Raw genomic sequence first — 16,440 nt, forward strand, 5'->3', positions numbered from 1 at the left:
GCTGTTCATGGCCGGCGGCGGTCGCACGACCCGGGTGCACGGGCCGTTCTGCTCGGATTCGGAGGTAGAGAGCGTGGTCGCCCACCTCAAGCGCCAGGGCCGCCCGGCCTACCTCGAGGCGGTCACCGCCGACGACGGGTCCGACGAGGCGCCGAAATCGGCCGGCAGGGGCAAGGGCAAGGCCGAGGCGGTCGAGGCCGAGACCGAGGAGGCCGACCTTCCGGTCTTCGACGTCGGCGCTTTCGTGGCGGCGTCGGGCGGCGAGGCCGGCGACCTCTACGAGCAGGCGATCCAGGTGGTCTTACGCGACCGCAAGGCGTCGACCAGCTACATCCAGCGCCGTCTGCAGATCGGCTACAACCGCGCCGCGTCGATCATGGAGCGGATGGAGATCGAGGGCATCGTCGGGCAGGCCAACCACGCCGGCAAGCGCGAGATCCTAGTCGAGGGCGCGCCCCACGCCGCCAGCATGTACGACGACGAGTGACGACGAGGCGCCGGCCGGAAACGCGGCCGGCGTCGCATCTTCGCCACAGGGCGCCGCTCTAACGGCATCCGACGACACGGCCCGGCGCCCCGAGGGGGCATCACGGCGCGACGGGCGTTTCGCACGCCTTCGCGCCTGAAGCCGACCATCGCTTGCGGGACGCCGCACCCGCCCAGGAGACGCCTGACCATGCTCGGCCGCCGCACCCGACTTGCCGGATCGCTCCTCGCGGTCGCGGCCTGGATCGCCCCGGTGGCGCCGGCCGACGCACAGGTCAGCAGCTTCCTCGACGGCCTGTTCGGCCGCAAGGAGCAGCCCGCTCCCGCGCCCGAGCCCGAGGCGGCCCCCGCCGCACCGGCCGCGGCACCCGCGAAGAAGACGGTCGCCAAGCCTGCGGCCAAGGATGCGAGCAAGGATTCGGCGAAGGACGCGAAGTCGCGCTCGGCCGAGAAGCCCGCCGCCAAGCCGGTCGCCGCCAAGCCCGCCGCGGCGGATGCGAAGGTCGCCGCCGTCGGCGCGCCGACCCCCGCCCCGGCCGCCGCCTCCGACGAGGCGCCGGACGCCGCCACCGTGCTGGCCCAGGCCAACGCCTATTTCAACGGCATGAGCACGCTCACCGGCTCGTTCATCCAGATCGCCGCGGACGGGCGGAAGATCGGCGGCAAGCTCACCATCGCCAAGCCCGGGCGCCTGCGCTTCGACTACGACGCGCCCTCGCCGCTGGAGGTGGTGGCCGACGGCACCTCGGTGGCGGTGCGCGACCGCAAGCTCGCGACCCAGGACCTGTACTTCATCGCGCAGACCCCGCTGAAATTCCTGGTCCGCGAGAAGATCGACCTCGCCCGCGACCTCACCGTCACCGATGTCTCGAACGACCCGGGCGGCATCCGCATCAGCCTGGAGGACCGCGCCACGCTCGGCGGGACCTCGAGGATCCAGCTGTACTTCGATGCCGACATGAAGGTGCTCGGCCAGTGGCGGATCACCGATCCGCAGGGCTACCTCACCACCGTGCAGCTCTCGAACCTGCAGAAGGGCAAGGCCGTCGACGGCAACCTGTTCTTCATCAATTACGGGCGCCCCGAGGACAAGGCGATGCAGGAGCGGATCAAGCAGTCCCAGACCCCCTGAGGTCCGCGAAAGTCCGCCATGGTGAGGCTTCCTTAACGCTTTCCGCATCGATCCGGGGAAGGACGTCCCGAAGCGCGCCGATCGGCGTGGCCTGGCGCGCCGGTGAACCCGCCGTCAAGGCGCGCCGCCCGATCCTGCCCCCTCGATCGATTCGAGGAAGGGTTCGACATGGAAATCGCCAGGCTGCTCCACACCTTCGCAGGCCCCGTCGCCGCGTTCCTCGCGGTGGTGCCGGGCCTTCGCCGCCCGGCCGGCCCGCCGCCGCCGGTGCTGGACGGGCCGACGATGACGAACGTCGACTTCCCGGCCGTCCGGCCGCCGAGCGCGACGTACTGGCCCGAGCGCTCCTGCATCCTCTCGGGCCGCCCCGAGCAGACCGCGACCTACGTCTACGAGAGCCCCGACAAGCTGTTCGCCGCCGGGATCTGGACCTGCCGGCCGGGCAAGTTCCGCATCGATTTCGGCCGGGACGAGTTCATCCACCTGCTCGAAGGCGTGGTGACCGTCACCGACGCCGAGGGCCGTTCGAAGACCTATCGCGCGGGCGACGCCTTCGTCACGCCGAAGGGCTTCTCCGGCACCTGGGACGTGATCGAGCCGGTGCGGAAGCACTTCACCTATTACGGCGCGGTCGATTGAGGACCCTCACGCCGCCTGCGGGCGCCAGCGATCGAGCTCGCTGTCGATCGCGCCTTCGGTGCCGCGCATGAACTCGGCGGCCGGCAGGCCCGGCGCCAGGGTGGCGAGGTAGCTCACCGTCACGGTGCCGGCGCGCGTCGACGACCCGGTCGGCCAGTACAGCCCGGAATTGACCGCCACCGGCAGCACCGGCAGGCCGAGACGCCCGTACAGCAGCTCGACCCCGCGCTTGAACTGCAGCTTCTCGTCGATGGTGCCGCGGGTGCCCTCGGGGAAGATCAGCACCGAGCGGCCGTCGGCCACCGCGGCGCGGCTCTCGTCGATCATCGTGCGCAGGGCCTGGGTGCCGTTGGCGCGGTCGATGATGATCATCGGCGAGCGCCGCAGGAACCAGCCGACCACGGGGATCGCGACGAGCTCGCGCTTGGCGATGATCGCCACGTCGGGCACCAGGATCAGGAAGGCCAGCGTCTCCCAGGCCGACTGATGGTTGGCGACGATCAGGCAGGGCTCGGCCGGGATGCGCTCGCGCCCCTCCTCGACGTAGCGCAGGCCGCAGATCGTGCGGAGCCCGAACAGGATGCCCCGCGCCCACAGGCGCGTCGCCGCGCGGATCGGCCGGACCGGTGAGCCGGAGGCGGCCAGCACCGCGAGCGGTGCCAGGAACAAGGCCGTCCAGGCGGCCCAGTAGGCGTTGAACAGGACGGAGCGGATGCGCGGCAAGGGGCTATGTCTCTGGCGTGTCGTCGAGCGGGGCCGACCGATGGTCTTTGCGCGGACATACCCCGTCGTCCGGGGCGGAGCACGCCATTTCCGCAGGCCGCCCGGTCGCAGCGTCGATCGCGCCGGCGAATCGCGCTATCCACCGGCCTCCCCCCGACAACCGCGAGCGTTTCCGTTGCGCCTCACCGTCACGTCCTGGAACATCAACTCGGTGCGCCTGCGCATCGATCTCGTGCTGCGCTTCCTCGCCGAGGCGAAGCCCGACGTGCTGTGCCTGCAGGAGACCAAGTGCCCGGACGACGCCTTCCCGCTGAAGGCCTTGCGCGGCTCGGGCTACGAGAACGTCGTCTTCGCCGGGCAGAAGGGCTACAACGGCGTCGCGATCCTGTCGCGGTTTCCGCTCGTCACCGGCGCGGTGATGAGCTTCTGCGAGCGCCAGGACGCGCGCCACATCTCGGCGGTGCTCGGCCCCGAGGCCGGCGCCGCGGCGGGCATCGCGCTGCACGATTTCTACGTGCCGGCCGGCGGCGACGTGCCCGACACCGCGCTCAACCCGAAATTCGCGCACAAGCTCGACTTCCTGCGCGACCTGCGCGCCTGGGGCGGGCGGCGCGTGAAGGGCCCCGCGATCCTCGTCGGCGACCTCAACGTCGCGCCGCTGGAGCACGACGTCTGGTCGCACAAGCAGCTGCTCGACGTGGTGAGCCACACCCCCGTCGAGACCGAGGCGCTGGAACGCTTGCGCAACGAGGCCGGCTGGGTCGACACCGCGCGCCTGCTGACGCCGCCGCCGGAGAAGATCTTCACCTGGTGGAGCTACCGCTCGCCCGACTGGTCGGCGGCCGACAAGGGCCGCCGCCTCGACCATGCCTGGGTCTCGCCCGACCTCGCCGGCACCGTGCGCAAGGTCGATGTCGCGCGCGAGGCCCGCGGCTGGGAGCGCCCGTCCGACCACGCGCCCGTGACGTTGACGCTGGAGCTTTGACCGGAACGCTAACGGGGCCGGCGCATTGCATCTTCACACGCTCGTGAAGAAGGTTCGCCGACCCCATGCGAAAGATCCTGCTCGCCTTCCTGCTGCCGAAGGTCGTCTCGTATCTCCGCCGCCGCTACGGCGGCGCCCAGACCCCGCACCGCCGCTCGTTCTGAGCGTCCGCACCCAGCCTCATGAGTCAGGCCCCATGAGGCTCGGTTCCAGCTCTACGCCCGCGACGCGCCCGCCCTCACCCGGCGGGCGTTCCTGCGTCCGTAGCCCGCGTAGAGGGCGAGGCCGAACGTCAGCCAGACCGCGAGGCGGATCCAGGTCTGGCCCGGCAGGCCCGCCATCAGCAGCAGGCAGGACAGGATGCCGAGGCTCGCCACCAGCGCGACCGCCGGGACCCGGAACGGGCGCGGCCGCTCCGGCTCGGTCCGGCGCAGGATCAGCACGGCGGTGCAGACCAGCACGAAGGCGAAGAGCGTGCCGATGCTGACCAGCTCGCCGAGTTCCTCGATCGGCACGAGGCCGGCCACGAGCGCGGTCATCAGGCCGATCGTCGCCTGGCTCAGCATGGGCGTGCGCGTCGTCGGGCTCACCCGCGTGAACAGCCGCGGCAGCAGGCCGTCGCGGGCCATCGCGTAGAAGACCCGCGCCTGGCCGTAGAGCGCGGTCAGCGTCGAGGTCGTCAGCCCGATCAGCGCGCCGAGCTTGATCGCGACGGCGAAGCCGCCAAGCCCGATCGCGTCGATCGCCTTGGCGATCGGGTCGGCGACGTTCAGCGCCCGGTAGGGCACGAGCCCGGTGAGCACCGCGGCGACCGCGACGTAGAGCACCGTGCTCACCGCCAGGGACCCGAGCAGGCCGATCGGCGCGTCGCGCTGCGGGTCGCGGGTCTCGCCGGCGGCGGTCGAGACCGTCTCGAAGCCGATGAAGGCGAAGAACACCACGCCGGCGCCGCGCAGGATGCCGCTCCAGCCGAATTCCCCGAAGGTGCCGGTGTTCTCCGGGATGAACGGGTGCCACAGCTCCGGCTTCAGGTGCGCCGCCCCGACGCCGACGAAGCCAAGGATGATCGCGACCTTCAGCGCCACCATCGCGGTGTTGACGAGCGAGGCCTCGCGGCTGCCGCGCATCAGGAGCGCCGTCAGCGCGAGCACGATCCCTGCGGCGGGCAGGTTGACGAGGCCGCCTCCGCCGGGCGCCGCGGCGAGCGCCGCCGGCAGGCGCAGGCCCGCATCCGCGAGCAGGCTCTGCGCGTAGCCCGACCAGCCCACCGCGACGGTGGCGGCGGCGAAGGCGAATTCGAGGACGAGGTCCCAGCCGATGATCCAGGCGCAGAGCTCGCCGAGCGTCGCGTAGGTGTAGGCGTAGGTCGAGCCCGGCACCGGGATCATCGCGGCCAGCTCTGCGTAGCACAGCCCGACGAAGGCGCAGGCGATCCCGCCGGCGACGAAGGATAGCGCGAGCGCCGGGCCGGCATAGTCCGCCGCCGCGGTGCCGGTGAGGACGAAGATTCCCGCCCCGATCGTCGCGCCGAGGCCGATGCAGACCAGCCCGAACGCCGACAGGCTCCGCGCCAGCGCCGGCCCGTGGTCGTCCTCATGCCCGGCGACGAGCGCGGCGACGGATTTCTTCGCGGCGAAGAAGCCTGTGGTCATGGCGTGGCGATGTCCGAGCCCGCGGAAAATGCAGCGAGGCTGCGGCAAGTGCCGCGCCAGCGATAGCCGCGCCACGGAAAGTTTTTCAGGGTCGTCCGCGACGGAGCGCTCAGGCACCGGCCGGACGCCGAATCGAGCACGGGTCCCTTCGCCCAGGGGGAAAAGGACAGGATGAGGGGCGTGAGCTTTCGGGGAGTCACGCCCTTCTCCCCGACCCACTTTTCATGGGAGAGGGGGCGCGGCGTGCTTCGCAGGATCCCTCCGGCGCCGTCACGCCGCGATGGAGACCGGATCGATCGCAGGGCGGCGTCCGCGAACGCCCCGCTCAGCGGCGCTCGTACAGCAGCCGCGCGCGGATCGTGCCCGGGATCGCGCGGATCTCGGCGAGCAGGGTCTCGGCGTCGGCGTTGGTAGCGTCGGTCTCCAGCACCACGTAACCGACCTCGCCGTCGGTCTGGTAGAACTGCCCGGCGATGTTGATGCCCGCGCTCGAGAACACCGCGTTGAGGCGGTTGAGCATGCCGGGCAGGTTCTGCTGCACGTGGATGAAGCGCGCGCCGGTCGGGCGCGGCGGGAGCTGCACCTGCGGGAAGTTCACTGCGCCGATGGTCGAGCCGATGTCGGAGTAATCCACCAGCTTGCGCGCGACCTCCGAGCCGATGCGCTCCTGCGCCTCCTCGGTCGAGCCGCCGACGTGGGGTGTGAGGATCACGTTCTCCAGGCCCTGGAGCGGCGAGACGAAGCGCTCCTGGTTCGAGCCGGGCTCGACCGGGAAGACGTCGACGGCGGCGCCGGCGAGGTGCCCGTCGCGCAGGGCCCGTGCGAGCGCGTCAAGGTCGACGACGGTGCCGCGGGCGTTGTTGATCAGGTACGCGCCCGGCTTCATCGCGCGGATCTCGGCCTCGCCGATCATGTTGGCGGTGGCGTCGGTCTCGGGCACGTGCAGCGAGACCACGTCGCTCTGGGCGAGCAGCTCGGCGAGCGAGGCGGTCGGCTCGGTGTTGCCGTGGCGGAGCTTGTCGGTGTGGTCGTAGAACACGACCCGCATGCCCATGGCCTCGGCCAGCGTCGAGAGCTGCGTGCCGATGTTGCCGTAGCCGACGATGCCGAGCGTCTTGCCGCGCACCTCGACCGAGCCGGCCGCCGACTTGTCCCACTGGCCGGCATGCGCCCCGACCGAGCGCGGCACGATCCGGCGCAGGAGCATCACGATCTCGCCGATGACGAGCTCGGCGACCGAGCGGGTGTTCGAGAACGGCGCGTTGAACACCGGCACGCCGCGCCGCCGCGCGGCGTCGAGGTCGACCTGGTTGGTGCCCACCGAGAAGCAGCCGACCGCGAGCAGGCGGTCGGCGGCGTCGAGGGCCGCCGCGTCGAGCTGCGTGCGCGAGCGGATGCCGAGGATGTGGATGCCCTTCAGGGCCTCGTGCAGCGCATCGCGGTCGAGCGCCTTTGGCAGGCGGACGAGGTTGGTGTAGCCGGCCGCGCGCATCAGCCCGACGGCGCTGTCGTTGATGCCTTCGAGCAGCAGCACCCGGATCCTGTCCTTCGGCAGCGACAGCTTCTCGGGCAGGGCCAGGGTTTCGAGCAGCGGGAGCGGTTCGGAGTTCATGGTGCGATCGGCCGTTCGACGAGGGCGCCTCCGGGCGCCGAAGGCCGGCAGCGATAGGAGCGGTGATTTCGCGATGCAACGACGCGGGCGGATGGCTGAGATGCATCGGCTTTCCGGTGCGACCGTTCCGTCATGCGAAATGGCCGCCGCTCACCCGCGCGGGCGGGCGGCCCGCGCGGCGCCGAGTTCGGCGATCTGCCGGGTCTGCGCGCGGATCAGGTCCTCCAGCTGCTCGGTCCGGATGCGGTCGAGCTTGTCGTGCAGGGACACGATCTCGATCTCGGCGCGCAGGTTGACCTCGTAGTCGAGGCCGGCGGCGATGCGGTCGCGCTCCGCCTGCCGGTTCTGCGACATCAGGATCACCGGCGCCTGCAACGCCGCGACCATCGACAGGATCAAGTTGAGGAAGATGTAGGGATAGGCGTCGAAGCCGCCCCCCGACCCTGCGAGCACGACGGTGTTCAGGACCACCCAGCCGACGAGCAGGCCGGTGAAGGCGATGATGAACCCCCACGAGCCGCCGAGCCTGGCGACCCGATCGGCGAGGCGTTCGCCGAAATCCGGGCCCGCGCGCGACGTCGCGGCGGCGCCTGCGTCGCGGGCATGGACGCGCCCGGCGATGTGCGCGAGGACGCGCCGGTCGTGCGGCGATAGGCAGCCCAAGCCCTGATCCAGGAGCTGCCGGGCGAGCCGGGCGACCGCCTCGTCTCCGTCGGCGGACATGCCGGTGCCCCTCTCCCGCTACGTCGCCATGCCCTTCACGAGGCGTTCGATGGCATCGAGGGCATCGCCGATGCGTGCGGTCTGGGCCAGGATCTTCCCGGCTTCGACCTTGGCGTTCGCATCCGTCTGCCACCAGATGCCGCCGTCGATGTTCCTGATCATCGTCGTGAGGCGGTCGTTCTGGACACCCATCGCCTCGATCGCAGTCTGACAGATCATGATGTCGCCCCCTGATGTTCAGCGAACATATCCCAAACGGGCGGGCAGCAGCGAAGAATTCGCATCGCGGCCCGGGAGACGCCTGGTGGCCGGGACTGGCGCCGCGAACCGTTTCGTGTATGGTCCGCGCGGCCTCGGCCCGGCGACGGGCGGGGCCGAAACCGCTTGGACCAACGACCCTGCTGGACGACATCCCGGCATCGGCCAAGGCTCGAGCATGCCTCAGGCGCCGTCCTCCCGATTCGGAGGGGCGGCCGCACGGCGCTTCTGAAAACCTCACCTGAAAGGCACTGCGATGTCGATCTCGGCAGAGCGCAAGACCGCGCTCATCAAGGAATACGCGACCGTCGCCAAGGACACCGGCTCGCCGGAGGTCCAGGTGGCGATCCTCACCGAGCGGATCACCAACCTCACCAGCCACTTCAAGACCCACGGCAAGGACAACCATTCCCGCCGCGGCCTCCTGAAGATGGTCTCGCAGCGCCGCTCGCTGCTCGACTACGTGAAGCGTCGCGACGAGGCCCGCTACCGCAGCCTCATCGAGCGCCTCGGCATCCGCCGCTAATCCAGCCCACGCGGTTCCGAGCCCGGCTCGGGACCGCTTTTTTCAAGATCTCGGGTGGCCGGAACGGGTCCGGCCCCGCGAGCAACGGGCGACTTCGAGGCGCGAACACCAGGGACAGGATCGCAGGGCACTCCTCCGGCCGGAGTGCCCCGCCGTCTTGCCCCTGGCCGCGCCGGGTTCGCCCGCCGCATGATGGCAAGGACGACAAGAATGTTCGACGTACAACGTGAAGAGCTGATGTGGGGCGATCGCCGCCTCGTTCTGGAGACCGGCAAGGTCGCCCGCCAGGCCGACGGCTCGGTGATGGCCACCTACGGCGAGACCTCGGTTCTCGCCACCGTCGTCTCCTCCAAGGAGCCGAAGGTCGGGATCGACTTCCTGCCGCTGACCGTGAACTACCAGGAGCGCGCCTATGCCGCCGGCCGCATCCCCGGCGGCTACTTCAAGCGCGAGGGCCGGCCGTCCGAGAAGGAGACGCTGGTCTCCCGCCTGATCGACCGCCCGATCCGCCCGCTCTTCGTCGAGGGCTGGCGCAACGACACCCAGGTCGTCGTGACCGTGCTCACCCACGACCTCGAGAACGATCCCGACATCCTGGCGATGGTTGCGGCCTCGGCGGCGCTCACCCTGTCCGGCGTGCCGTTCATGGGCCCGATCGGCGCCGCCCGCGTCGGCTACGCCAACGGCCAGTACGTGCTCAACCCGCCGGTCCCGGAGATGGACGGCGCGGTGCTCGACCTCGTCGTCGCCGGCACCACCGACGCGGTGCTGATGGTCGAGTCGGAGGCCAAGGAGCTGTCCGAGGAGATCATGCTCGGCGCCGTGATGTTCGGCCACAAGCACTTCCAGCCGGTGATCGAGGCGATCGTGCGCCTGGCCGAGAAGGCCGCCAAGGAGCCGCGCGCCTTCTCGCCGCCGGAGAACGCCGACGTCGAGGCCGCCGTGCTCGGCGTCTGCGAGTCCGAGCTGCGCGACGCCTACAAGATCACCGTCAAGCAGGAGCGCTACAAGGCCGTCGACGCCGTGAAGGCGAAGGTGGTCGCGGCTCTGTGTCCGGCCGAGGGCGAGCAGAAGTTCGCCCCCGAGAAGGTCAAGGCCGCGTTCAAGGAGGCCCAGTCGAAGGTCGTTCGCTGGAACATCCTCGACACCGGCTCGCGCATCGACGGCCGCGACGTGAAGACCGTCCGCCCAATCGAGAGCCAGGTCGGCGTGCTGCCGCGCGCCCACGGCTCGTCGCTGTTCACCCGCGGCGAGACCCAGGCGCTCGTGGTCGCGACGCTGGGCACCGGCGAGGACGAGCAGTACATCGACGCGCTGCAGGGGACCTACAAGGAGACCTTCCTGCTCCACTACAACTTCCCCCCCTACTCGGTGGGCGAGACCGGCCGCATGGGCTCCCCCGGCCGCCGCGAGATCGGCCACGGCAAGCTCGCCTGGCGCGCGATCCACCCGGTGCTGCCGCCGGCCCACGAGTTCCCGTACACGATCCGCGTCGTGTCCGAGATCACCGAGTCGAACGGCTCGTCCTCGATGGCCTCGGTCTGCGGCGGCTCGCTGTCGCTGATGGATGCGGGCGTCCCGCTGCGCCGTCCCGTCGCCGGCATCGCCATGGGCCTCATCCTCGAGGGCGAGCGCTACGCGGTGCTCTCCGACATCCTCGGTGACGAGGACCACCTCGGCGACATGGACTTCAAGGTGGCCGGCACGGACGAGGGCATCACCTCGCTCCAGATGGACATCAAGATCGCCGGCATCACCGAGGAGATCATGCAGGTCGCCCTCGCCCAGGCGAAGGACGGCCGCGCCCACATCCTCGTGGAGATGGCCAAGGCGCTCACCGCCGCCCGCCCCGAGCTCGGCGAGTACGCGCCGCGCATCGAGACCATGCAGATCCCCACCGACAAGATCCGGGAAGTGATCGGCACCGGCGGCAAGGTGATCCGCGAGATCGTCGAGAAGACCGGCGCCAAGATCAACATCGACGATTCCGGCACCGTGAAGATCGCCTCGGCTGACGGCAAGGCGATCAAGGCGGCCTACAACTGGATCCGCTCGATCGTCGCGGAAGCCGAGCCGGGCATGATCTACGAGGGCACCGTCGTGAAGACGATGGAGTTCGGCGCCTTCGTGAACTTCTTCGGCGCCAAGGACGGCCTCGTCCACATCTCGGAGCTCGCCGCCCAGCGGGTCGCCAAGGTGACGGACGTCGTCAGCGAGGGCCAGAAGGTCAAGGTCAAGTTCCTCGGCCAGGACGATCGCGGCAAGATCCGCCTCTCGATGAAGGTCGTCGACCAGGAGACCGGCGAGGACCTCACCGAGAAGCTCAAGGCCGAGCGCGCCGAGCGCGGCGAGCCAGAGCGCGAGGAGCGGGCCCCGCGCGAGCGGAGCGAGCGCAGCAGCCGCGGCGAGCGTCGCCAGTCGAACGACTGATCGTCCGGACCCGCGGTCCTGACGGCGAAGACGGCGCAGTCCCCTCGGGGCCGCGCCTTTTTCGTGGGCGGTTCCGGCGCGGCGACAAGGAACGCCGGCCTTCGGAGGGCGTTCGATCCGCGACCCCAACAGGAGCGCACACGACCCCATGGCCAACGACATGATCCACGACATCTTCAGCGGCGAGCCGAACCTCAGCACCACCGAGCGCGCGGTCTCGGTGGCGCTCGGCCTCGGCATCGCGGCGGCGGCCGCGCAGCCGCGCCCGAACAAGTGGCTGAGCCTCGCGGCCCTCGTGGTCGGCGTCGGCCTCGCATTGCGCGGCGCCACCGGCCATTGCGCAATCAAGGCGGCCTCCGACCACATCTGAGCATCGGACCAGTCGCAACGAAGAAGGGGGCGCCTCGCGGCGCCCCCTTTTCTACGTCGTCGTCCGTGTCGGCGAGCGCGACCTCAGAGCGTGGTGGTGCGGCCGCGGCTGGCGATGAAGCCGTAGATCGCAAGGACGACGATCGCGCCGACCACGGCGCCGATGAAGCCCGCGCCCTGGTTCGGGCCGTACCAGCCGAGCGCCTGGCCGAGGAAGGTGGCGACGAAGGCGCCGACGATGCCGAGGATGGTGGTCAGGATGAAGCCCGACGGCTCGTTCGAGCCGGGCATGATGAACTTGGCGACGATGCCGGCGAGGAAACCGATGACGATGGTCCAGAGAATACCCATGACGAACCCCTTGGCGACGTGACGCCTGACGATGTGACGCCGCTTTCGGATGACGCGACGCTGGAACGGTGTTGAAACGCACGGTGGCAGCGGGGGTTGCGACGGATTGGCCGTCGCCGGATCTTTTTCCGCACTGCAATGGGCCAAGGCCGCCGGCCCGACGCCCCTTTACCTCGCCCGCGCCCGGCGGCAGAAGCGATCCGAAGATCAGCCGGGGGACAGGACATGACGATCGAACGCTTCGAGCCGGGCGCGCGGATGGCGCAAGGCGTGGCCTACGGCGACACGGTGTATCTCGCCGGCCAGGTCGCCGCCGACACGGTCGGCACCGGCGTCACCGCGCAGACGCAGGCCATCCTCGGCCAGATCGAGCGCCTGCTGGCGGCTGCCGGCAGCGACAAGGAGCGGATCCTGATGGCGACGATCTACCTGGCCGACATGGGCACCTTCGCCGAGATGAACGCCGCCTGGGACGCCTGGGTGTCGAAGGACAACCCGCCCGGCCGCGCCACGGTCGAGGCCAAGCTCGCCGGGCCGGAATACCTCGTCGAGATCGTCGTCGTCGCCGCGCGGTCGGGCGCATGAGGGCCGCCGCCCTCGCCCGCGCGATCCTCCTCGCGGGCCTCACGCTCGCGAGCGGGCCGGCGCTGGCGGCGGGGCCGGAGCGGGTCGTCAACATCTACAACTGGTCGGACTACATCGATCCGAAGGTGCTCGAGGCCTTCACCCGCGAGACCGGGATCAAGGTGGTCTACGACACCTACGACAACAACGAGATCCTCGAGACCAAGCTGCTCGCCGGCAAGTCCGGCTACGACGTGGTGGTGCCGTCGGGGCCGTTCCTGCAGCGGCTGATCCGGGCCGGCGCGTTCCTGCCCCTCGACAAGGCCAAGCTGACGAACCTCGGCAACGTCTGGCCGGAGATCGCCGGGCGCCTCGCGGCCTACGATCCGGGCAACGCCTACGCCGTCGACTACATGTGGGGCACCACCGGGCTCGGGCTCAACCTCGGGCTGGTGCGCGAGCGTCTCGGCGCCGGCGCCGCGCTCAACACCTGGAACCTCGTCCTCAACCCGGCCTCGGCGAACAAGCTCAAGGATTGCGGGATCATGATGCTCGACTCGCCCGAGGACCTGATCCCGAGCATGCTGCCGACCTTCGGCCTGAAGAGCGACTCCAAGCGCTGGGACGACATCACCCAGGTCGCCGACGCGCTCTTCAAGGTGCGCGGGACGGTGCGGAAGTTCCACTCGTCGGAATACATCCAGTCGCTCGCCAACGGCGATCTCTGCGTCGCGGTCGGCTATTCCGGCGACGTGCTGCAGGCGAAGAAGCGGGCCGACGAGGCGAAGAACGGCGTCGAGATCGCCTACCTCATCCCGAAGGAGGGCACGCTGATGTGGTTCGATGCCTTCGCGATCCCGAAGGACGCCCCCCATGCGGCGGAGGCGCTGAGCTTCATCGACTACATGCTGCGCCCCGAGGTTGCGGCGGCCAACACCAACTTCGTGTCCTATGCCAGCGGCAACCTGCCCGCGAAGAAGCTCGTGAAGCCGGACATCCTGGCCAATCCCGGCATCTATCCCGACGACGCGACGATGCAGCGGCTCTCGGTCAACACCGCTTGGGACGACCGCACCCAGCGCTTCGTCACACGGGCCTGGACGCGGGTGCGCACCGGCAAGTGAGCCGTCAAGTGAGCCGTCGCCGCGGGGAGCGCGCACGAAAAAGCCCGGCGCGATGGCCGGGCTTCGATCGTCGCGGGCGACCGTGATCAGTCCTTGAGGTCGGCCGGCACCTTGCCGCCGTTCTCCTCAAGCTTCTTGATCACCTGCTTGTGCAGCCAGACGTTCATCGTGGCCGAATCGTCCTTGTCGCCGGTGTAGTGCAGCTCGTCGGCGAGCTGCTTGCGGGCGGTCAGGCTCGAATCGAGATCGAGGAGCTTCATCAGATCCACGATCGAGGTGCGCCAGTTCAGCGTCTGGGAATTCTTCTGGGCCATGCCGTTGAGCACCGCCTCCACGTCCACGGGCTCGCCCGGGGCGGACGGCGTCGCGTCGGCCGTGGTGGTCGAGGCCGGGCTGCTGGCGCCGCCGGCATCCGCGGTCGAGGGGGCCGCCGAGGAGGAGGCGCCTCCGAACGGATGCAGGATCTTGCTGACGATGCTGCCGAGTAGGCTCATGAGATCATTCCCTCGATCGATGCCGCGGAAAAGCGCCGCAGTCGCGTGACAACGGGAGCCGGACCGGCCTGTTCCGGCCGCGCCGCAACGTCAGCGGAAGAGCGGCAGGGCGGCTCCGAGCAGGGCGAGGCCGGCGAGCAGGCAGAGCCCGCTCCATCGTTCCAGCATCGGCGCCCGATCCGGGTCGCGCGTCGACATGCGGGCAAGGCCAACGCCGCAGGTCAGGCAAGCGAAGCTGAGCATCGCGACGATCATCCCCAAGGCAGACTTCTCTGGTGGAAAGGATGGATGCCTTATACAGAAATGAATGGCAATAAAATTCGACTCTGTGGATATCTCTCAGACACGCTTTCTATGAGTACAGAACCGTTTTCCAGCATCTGAAAGTTGCATTGGAATACCTAGGCGATTTTGCGCGGCTTCATCCTTCGTAACCATGTGGTCGCAATCGAAGTGCTTGCCACGCGCGAGCGAGGGCAGATGGCGTTTTCGGCGCGCCGATTTGCACTTTCGCCGGCCTGTGGCATGGGAGCGGCCGAAGCCGCTCCGCTCCCGAGCCCGGAAATCCCGAGCCCATGCGTCAGTTCCCCAATCGCCGGACGATCCTCGCTGCGGGCCTGCTCGCGTTCGGGGCGGACGCCCTCGGGGCGGGCTCCGCGACGGCGCAGACCGCGCCGGTGCCCGTCCGCATCGGCGTGATCCCGGTGATCGGCGCGGCGCCGATCTTCGTCGCCAACGGAGAGGGCTGGCTCGAGGCCGCCGGGCTCAAGCCGGGATTCACCACCTTCGAGTCCGGGCCGAACATGATCCAGGCGCTGGCCTCCGGCACCATCGACGTCTACGTCGCGGGCATCGCGCCGCTGGCGGTGGCGCGCACCAAGAACATCGACGTGCGCGTGGTCGCCGCGACCGCGGTCGAGGAGATGGTGTTCGTCGCCGGCCCCAAGCTTGCGCCCTACTTCGCGGCGACCGCCGACAAGGCGGAGGCCTTCCGCCGCTACCGGGAGAAGGAGGGCCGCGCCGCCCGCCTCGCGACCCAGCCGCCGGGCTCGGTGCCGAGCACCACGCTGCAGCACTGGCTCTGGCAGGTGGCCAAGACCGACAAGACGAACGCCGAGGTCGTCGCCATGGGCATCGACGCGACGCAGCAGGCTCTGCTCGCCGGCGCCGTCGACGGCGCCTCGATCCGCGAGCCGGCGCTGACGATCGTCCAGCAGCGCAACCCGGCGATCGCCCTGATCGCCACCGGCGCCGAGATGTTCCCCGACCAGCCCGGCACCGTGGTCGCCGTCTCGGGCGCCTTCGCCGACAGGAACCCGGCCGCGGTGCAGGGCCTCGTCGACGCGCTGGTGAAGGCGACCGACCTGCTCAAGACCGATCCGGCCCGCGCCGCGCCGCCGGTCGAGAAGGCGCTCGGCAAGGGCATCACCGATCTCGCCACGATCCGGAAGGCGTTGTCCTCGCCGGCGGCGAAGTTCACCGCCGACCCGCGGGTGATCGTCGAGGCGACGCGGAAGATGCAGGCCTATCAGGTGAGCATCGGCACCCTCGACAAGGACGTGCCGATCGACGGCCTGTTCGTGCCGGGCTTCTACGAGAAGGCGATCGCGCGCTGACCGTCCTCCGCGCGATCCTGCTGTCGGCCCTCGGGCTCGCGGCCTTCCTGCTGATCTGGGAGGCGGCGCCCCGGCTCGGGCTGATCAACCCGGCCTTCCTGCCGCCGCCGAGCACGATCCCGGCCGCGTTCCTGCGCGAGATCGAGCTCGGGGTGTGGTTCGAGGCGGTGGCGTCGAGCCTGAGCCACTACCTCGTCGGCCTCGCAGTCGGCGCGGGCGCCGGGATCGCGCTCGGCCTCGTCGGCGGCATGTCGCGGACGTTCGAGGCCGCGACCGCCTGGGTTGTGCGTCTGCTGCGGCCGATCCCGGGCCTCGCCTGGGTGCCGTTCGCCATCATCTGGTTCGGCGTCGAGCCGTCGGCGGCCGTGTTCATCATCGCCATCGGCGTGTTCTGGATCGTCTTCTTCGCGACGCAGGGCGCCGTGCGCGGCGTCGACCGCGACCTGATCGAGGTGGCACAGGCCTTCGGCTTCCGCTCGGCCCCCGCACGTCTGACCAAGATCCTGCTGCCGGCGGCGACGCCGGGCATCCTCGTCGGCCTGCGCACGGCGCTCGGCCAAGCCTGGATGGCGGTGGTCGCGGCCGAGATCTTCGGCGTGCCGGGCGTCGGGCAGCGGATGATGCAGGCCTCGAGCCTGCTCTCCACCGACATCGTGGTCGTCTACATGCTCACCATGGCCGGGCTCTACGGATTGTTTGATTCGGCGTTCGTCGCCCTGCAGGGCTGGCTCCTGCGCTGGCGGGCCTGAGCGCATG

19 protein-coding genes are annotated in these 16,440 nt (G+C 70.0%); 11 read left to right on the top strand and 8 right to left on the bottom strand.

All coding sequences use genetic code 11. From position 1 onward, the window contains the following. The 3 genes from MKK68_RS01070 to MKK68_RS01080 form a co-directional block, all read left to right on the top strand. A partial coding sequence (locus MKK68_RS01070; protein ID WP_279605151.1) for a DNA translocase FtsK occupies positions 1 to 487 on the top strand: 487 nt, incomplete at its 5' end. A 189-nt stretch (positions 488 to 676) separates the two neighbouring features. Beyond that, positions 677 to 1,618, top strand: a complete 942-nt coding sequence (locus MKK68_RS01075) for an outer-membrane lipoprotein carrier protein LolA (RefSeq protein ID WP_244027806.1) — start codon at positions 677 to 679, stop codon at positions 1,616 to 1,618. Between the two features lie 168 nt (positions 1,619 to 1,786). Next, positions 1,787 to 2,257: a cupin domain-containing protein gene (locus MKK68_RS01080; protein WP_243937900.1), complete on the top strand. Its 471-nt coding sequence runs from the start codon at positions 1,787 to 1,789 to the stop codon at positions 2,255 to 2,257. A 6-nt stretch (positions 2,258 to 2,263) separates the two neighbouring features. Here the strand turns inward: MKK68_RS01080 and MKK68_RS01085 are convergent, their stop codons facing one another. Further along, a complete protein-coding gene (locus tag MKK68_RS01085; RefSeq protein WP_147858237.1) occupies positions 2,264 to 2,980 on the bottom strand; it encodes a 1-acyl-sn-glycerol-3-phosphate acyltransferase in 717 nt (238 codons plus the stop codon). Between the two features lie 175 nt (positions 2,981 to 3,155). On the opposite strand from MKK68_RS01085, the gene xth reads away from it, so the two are divergent. After that, on the top strand, positions 3,156 to 3,965 hold the full coding sequence (gene xth / locus MKK68_RS01090) for an exodeoxyribonuclease III (RefSeq protein ID WP_244027808.1): 810 nt from the start codon (positions 3,156 to 3,158) through the stop codon (positions 3,963 to 3,965). 215 nt (positions 3,966 to 4,180) lie between these two features. On the opposite strand, the gene MKK68_RS01095 is transcribed toward xth, so the two are convergent. From MKK68_RS01095 to MKK68_RS01110, 4 genes are all read right to left on the bottom strand, one after another. Further along, positions 4,181 to 5,617, bottom strand: a complete 1,437-nt coding sequence (locus tag MKK68_RS01095) for an amino acid permease (RefSeq protein WP_244027810.1) — start codon at positions 5,615 to 5,617, stop codon at positions 4,181 to 4,183. A gap of 325 nt (positions 5,618 to 5,942) precedes the next feature. After that, positions 5,943 to 7,229 carry a phosphoglycerate dehydrogenase gene (gene serA / locus MKK68_RS01100; protein ID WP_187275348.1) on the bottom strand — a complete coding sequence of 429 codons (1,287 nt, stop codon included), beginning with the start codon at positions 7,227 to 7,229 and terminating at the stop codon, positions 5,943 to 5,945. 150 nt (positions 7,230 to 7,379) lie between these two features. Continuing rightward, entirely contained in the window at positions 7,380 to 7,952 is a 573-nt protein-coding gene (locus tag MKK68_RS01105) for a DUF1003 domain-containing protein (RefSeq protein ID WP_243937907.1), read from the bottom strand. Between the two features lie 18 nt (positions 7,953 to 7,970). Then, positions 7,971 to 8,171, bottom strand: a complete 201-nt coding sequence (locus MKK68_RS01110; RefSeq protein WP_147840989.1) for a hypothetical protein — start codon at positions 8,169 to 8,171, stop codon at positions 7,971 to 7,973. Positions 8,172 to 8,466: 295 nt separating this feature from the next. On the opposite strand from MKK68_RS01110, the gene rpsO reads away from it, so the two are divergent. The 3 genes from rpsO (at position 8,467) to MKK68_RS01125 (ending at position 11,536) form a co-directional block, all read left to right on the top strand. Beyond that, complete coding sequence (gene rpsO / locus MKK68_RS01115) at positions 8,467 to 8,736, top strand: 30S ribosomal protein S15 (protein ID WP_147726935.1); 270 nt, start codon at positions 8,467 to 8,469, stop codon at positions 8,734 to 8,736. 210 nt (positions 8,737 to 8,946) lie between these two features. Beyond that, positions 8,947 to 11,166, top strand: a complete 2,220-nt coding sequence (gene pnp / locus MKK68_RS01120) for a polyribonucleotide nucleotidyltransferase (protein WP_147840990.1) — start codon at positions 8,947 to 8,949, stop codon at positions 11,164 to 11,166. A 148-nt stretch (positions 11,167 to 11,314) separates the two neighbouring features. After that, positions 11,315 to 11,536, top strand: coding sequence for a YgaP-like transmembrane domain (locus MKK68_RS01125; RefSeq protein WP_147726933.1), 222 nt, complete (start codon positions 11,315 to 11,317; stop codon positions 11,534 to 11,536). 83 nt (positions 11,537 to 11,619) lie between these two features. Here MKK68_RS01125 and MKK68_RS01130 read toward each other — a convergent pair whose 3' ends face one another. After that, entirely contained in the window at positions 11,620 to 11,886 is a 267-nt protein-coding gene (locus MKK68_RS01130) for a GlsB/YeaQ/YmgE family stress response membrane protein (RefSeq protein ID WP_147726932.1), read from the bottom strand. 225 nt (positions 11,887 to 12,111) lie between these two features. Between MKK68_RS01130 and MKK68_RS01135 the strand changes: the two genes are divergently transcribed. After that, positions 12,112 to 12,471: a RidA family protein gene (locus MKK68_RS01135; protein WP_147726931.1), complete on the top strand. Its 360-nt coding sequence runs from the start codon at positions 12,112 to 12,114 to the stop codon at positions 12,469 to 12,471. Continuing rightward, positions 12,468 to 13,574, top strand: a complete 1,107-nt coding sequence (locus MKK68_RS01140; protein WP_243937912.1) for a polyamine ABC transporter substrate-binding protein — start codon at positions 12,468 to 12,470, stop codon at positions 13,572 to 13,574. Before MKK68_RS01135 ends, MKK68_RS01140 begins: the two co-directional genes overlap by 4 nt. Before the next feature lie 86 nt (positions 13,575 to 13,660). Here MKK68_RS01140 and MKK68_RS01145 read toward each other — a convergent pair whose 3' ends face one another. Together MKK68_RS01145 and MKK68_RS01150 are read right to left on the bottom strand one after the other, a co-directional pair. Next, the gene (locus MKK68_RS01145) at positions 13,661 to 14,068 is read right to left on the bottom strand and encodes a DUF3597 domain-containing protein (protein WP_244027811.1); all 408 of its coding nucleotides are present in this window, start codon (positions 14,066 to 14,068) and stop codon (positions 13,661 to 13,663) included. Positions 14,069 to 14,158: 90 nt separating this feature from the next. Continuing rightward, positions 14,159 to 14,329, bottom strand: coding sequence for a hypothetical protein (locus tag MKK68_RS01150; RefSeq protein WP_244027866.1), 171 nt, complete (start codon positions 14,327 to 14,329; stop codon positions 14,159 to 14,161). 314 nt (positions 14,330 to 14,643) lie between these two features. Between MKK68_RS01150 and MKK68_RS01155 the strand changes: the two genes are divergently transcribed. Both MKK68_RS01155 and MKK68_RS01160 read left to right on the top strand, forming a co-directional pair. Then, positions 14,644 to 15,684, top strand: coding sequence for an ABC transporter substrate-binding protein (locus tag MKK68_RS01155; protein ID WP_244027819.1), 1,041 nt, complete (start codon positions 14,644 to 14,646; stop codon positions 15,682 to 15,684). Then, a complete protein-coding gene (locus MKK68_RS01160) occupies positions 15,681 to 16,433 on the top strand; it encodes an ABC transporter permease (RefSeq protein ID WP_244027854.1) in 753 nt (250 codons plus the stop codon). Before MKK68_RS01155 ends, MKK68_RS01160 begins: the two co-directional genes overlap by 4 nt. Positions 16,434 to 16,440: the final 7 nt, after the last annotated feature.

The organism is Methylobacterium sp. E-016 (assembly GCF_022829745.1).
Taxonomy (GTDB): Bacteria; Pseudomonadota; Alphaproteobacteria; order Rhizobiales; family Beijerinckiaceae; genus Methylobacterium.